The sequence below is a fragment of the Methanoculleus sp. UBA303 genome (assembly GCA_002501655.1).
Lineage (GTDB): Archaea > Halobacteriota > Methanomicrobia > Methanomicrobiales > Methanoculleaceae > Methanoculleus.
In genome coordinates, this window is the sequence record DANY01000050.1 from 1 (window position 1) to 3,416 (window position 3,416).

Below are 3,416 nucleotides of genomic sequence, written 5' to 3' on the forward strand. Positions count from 1 at the left end.
ACGTGGGCGTCGTGGAGCCACGACCGGGCGATCGCCATGTCGTCGCCCTCGACGTTCACGTAGGCGTAGAAGGCGCCGTCCGCCGGAGCAGTGGCGTAACCGAGGTCGCGGAGCGCCGGTATGATGTAGTCGCGCCGGCGCTCGAACTCCTGGCGCATCGCTTCGACGCAGTCCTGGCAGCCTTCGAGCGCGGCGACCGCCCCGAACATCGCAAACGTCGTCGGGTGGGATATGGTGTGCTGCTGCACCTTCTCCATCTGCCGGATGACCGGCCGGGGAGCGACCGCGTAGCCGATCCGCCACCCGGTCATCGCGTAGGCCTTCGAGAACCCGTTGACGGTGATCGTCCGCTCCGCCATATCCCCGAGGGAGGCGATCGATACCGGCTCCTTCCCGTAGACCAGTTTCTCGTAGATCTCATCGGAGAGCGCGAAGAGGTCGTGGTCCTGGCAGATATCGGCGATCAGACGGATTGAGTCTGCATTCAGCACCGCGCCGGAGGGGTTCGATGGGGAGTTAACCACAATCATCCTCGTCCGGGGGCCGACGGCCTCAAGAAGGGTGTCGTCGATCTGGAAGGTCTCAGGGGAGAGGGCGTGATGCCGGACATCCGCGCCCGCGATCCGGGCGCAGGGCTCGTAGGAGACCCAGGAGGGGTCGAGGATGAGCACCTCGTCCCCGGGGTTCAGTACAGCCTCCATCGCCTCGTAAATGGCATCCTTCGCCCCACAGGTGACAATCACCTCATCCTGCTTTGCGGAAAACCCGTTCTCCTGCGTGATCTTCTCGGCGATAGCACCCGTCAGTTCCGGAATGCCGGCGCTCGGCGCGTAGTGGGTCTCCCCGCGACGGAGGGCGTCGATGCATGCATCCTTGATGTGCTGCGGCGTATCGAAGTCCGGCTCCCCGATGGAGAGGCTGATGACGTCGATGCCCTCCTGCGCCATCCGTTTCGCCGCGTTCGATATCTCGATGGTTGCGGAGGGAGGGATGCCCGCAATCTTCTCCGACAGGCTCCTCATCCCAATCGCTGGACCATCTTCACGGCCGACTCGACGGCACGCTTGGCGTAGTCGATACGCTCGGTCGCTTCCATCCGGGTCATCCCCGGCCCGGATATGCCAAGAGAGACGGGTTTGTCGTACTCGAGGGAGAGGTCGATGATCTTCCGGGCGGCATGCTGAACCACGATCTCATCGTGCTGGGTAGCGCCCTCGATGACGCACCCGATGGTGACGACCGCATCGACGTTCCCGGCTTTGAGCATCTTCTTGATGGCAAGCGGCATATCGTAGGCGCCGGGGACGTAGAACGTCTCGGTCACCTCCGCACCGAGGAAGTTCGCGTGTTCCCGGGCCTCGATCTCCATCATATAAGTGATGTCACGGTTGAACTCCGCGACGACAAATCCAAGTTTTATCGTCATTCCAATCAATCCTTGTGGTACTACTCGCACCGGATACTGATAATCCTCACTTTTTGTGTTAGAGGCGTGCGGGCCCGACGTCCTCGAACCCCTGCCGCTGGCCGGTCCCGGCGAGTTTCTCGAGCTCCTTCGGGTAGAGCGCAAGCCGGACGGCGTTCGCGGCATGCTCCCGGGTCCGCTGCTCCATCAGCCAGGCAAGTTCCTTTGCGTCCTTCGCCTCGTCCTCGTGGACGAAGACCTCGATGATGTGTTTATTGGTCAGAAGCTGGCAGAGGATGAGGCCCTGAGAGGCCTCGTGGGCGCAGACCTTGTCCTTCTCGGCTCGCCCGGGCATCCCGAGCGCCATCACGAGGTCGCACCCCCGCTCATCAATCAGCTTCTTGCAGGCCACCGGGAGATCCTTGATGCCGGGGACAACGTAGCGCTCAAGTCCCACGCTCGCGTGCTTGCGGATCTCGTCCGCGGCGATCCTGCCCATGTCGACCCGGGCAAACGTTGTGTCAGCGATCCCGATCTTCATCCGAGAAGCACCCCGGCGGCCGCCTCGACGCCGTCGCCGGCCTCAAATCCGGACTTTTTGAGGGTGAACTGGACGGCCGCGAGGGTAGCGAGGATCTCCTGCGCCCCGACACCGCCCATGGTGCCGATCCGGAAGATCTTGCCCTTGAGGTGGTCCTGGCCACCGGCGATCTCGATCCCGAACTTCTTGACAGTTCCCCGGAGGTCCTTGTCGGTGATGCCGCCCGGGATTCGCATGGCGGTCGCGGTATTCGAGTAGGCGTGGTGTGCATCGAGCGTCGGGAAGAGATCGACGCCCCATCCCTTCGCCGCGGCACGGACGGCGTCGGCCATCCGGCGGTGGCGGGCAATCCTCGCCGGGACGCCTTCTTCCTCGATCATCTTACACGCCTCGTGCAGCGCGAGGAAGAGCGGGACCGCCGGGGTGTAGGGAGTCTCCATCGAGGTACCGCTCCCGCTCTTCCGGTAAGCGGCCATATCGAGGTAGAAGGGGCGCTTCTCCGATATCCGGTCCCAGGCGCGGTCGCCGACAGCGATGGCGGCGAGGCCCGCCGGGGCGGCGAGGCACTTCTGCGAGCCGACGACGGCGATGTCAACCCCCCATCTGTCCATCTGGACGTCGTCGCCGCCGATGGAGGTGACCCCGTCCATGATGAAGAGCGCGTCGTGTTTCCGGGCGAGTTTGCCGACCTCAGGTGCGGGGTTCCTGATACCGGCGCTCGTCTCGTTGTGGACCATGGTGACGACCTCAGCCCCGGCCTCGAGTTCCCGTTCCAGGCCTGCAAGGTCGAGCGGCGTCCCCCATTCCGATTCGAGGGTGGTGACGCTGCCGTAACGCTCTCCGATCTTCGCGAAGCGGTCCCCGAACTTGCCGTTCACGAGCGAGACTATCCGTTTTTCCCGCGCGAAGTTGGCGACGCCAGCCTCCATCCCGGCGCTTCCCGAGCCGCTGATGATGTAGAGTTCATTCTCGGTGCCGAAGAGAGTCTTTAGTATCCTGGCGCAGTCCGCATACGCAGCCCCAAATTCGGGACCGCGGTGGTTGATAGCCTGCCGCGTCATGGCGGCACGTACCCGCTGCGGGATGGGTACCGGCCCGGGGATCATCAGGAGTGGTTCGTGTTCCATGCTAGATCAGTCCATAGCGTCTCATCGGAGACAGACACTGTTCCTGGAAGGAGTTTGGATGTGAATTCATATCAACCTCTCCACCATGCGATACCGGCAGGGAGTCGCTATCAAGTCAACTACCCCCCTAACGCAGGGGGCTTGCAGCTGGGGCCCCTTGCGGGGCACAGGGCTGCACTTTAATCGGTGCGAAGGTTGATGGTTCAAAAGTCGTCCTTATTCGCACGGGCCGGTTGACGCGGCCCCTACCGATTATCCGTGGCACCACGGAATCACCGGCTACCTTTCTCAAATGGTTCAGAGCGCCGTTGACGTCGGCATTGATCAGGGTGCCCAGAGCACT

At 63.1% G+C, this 3,416-nt stretch carries 4 protein-coding genes; all 4 read right to left on the reverse strand.

The window, feature by feature from the left end:
• The coding region (locus BP846_RS12255) for a pyridoxal phosphate-dependent aminotransferase (RefSeq protein WP_292395841.1) at positions 1-1,022 on the reverse strand (1,022 nt) is incomplete at its 3' end.
• Entirely contained in the window at positions 1,019-1,426 is a 408-nt protein-coding gene (ribH, locus tag BP846_RS12260) for a 6,7-dimethyl-8-ribityllumazine synthase (RefSeq protein ID WP_292395843.1), read from the reverse strand. The genes BP846_RS12255 and ribH, both read right to left, overlap by 4 nt.
• Before the next feature lie 58 nt (positions 1,427-1,484).
• Positions 1,485-1,946, reverse strand: coding sequence for a riboflavin synthase (gene ribC / locus BP846_RS12265; RefSeq protein WP_292395846.1), 462 nt, complete (start codon positions 1,944-1,946; stop codon positions 1,485-1,487).
• Entirely contained in the window at positions 1,943-3,073 is a 1,131-nt protein-coding gene (locus tag BP846_RS12270) for a pyridoxal-phosphate-dependent aminotransferase family protein (protein WP_292395849.1), read from the reverse strand. Before BP846_RS12270 ends, ribC begins: the two co-directional genes overlap by 4 nt.
• Positions 3,074-3,416: the final 343 nt, after the last annotated feature.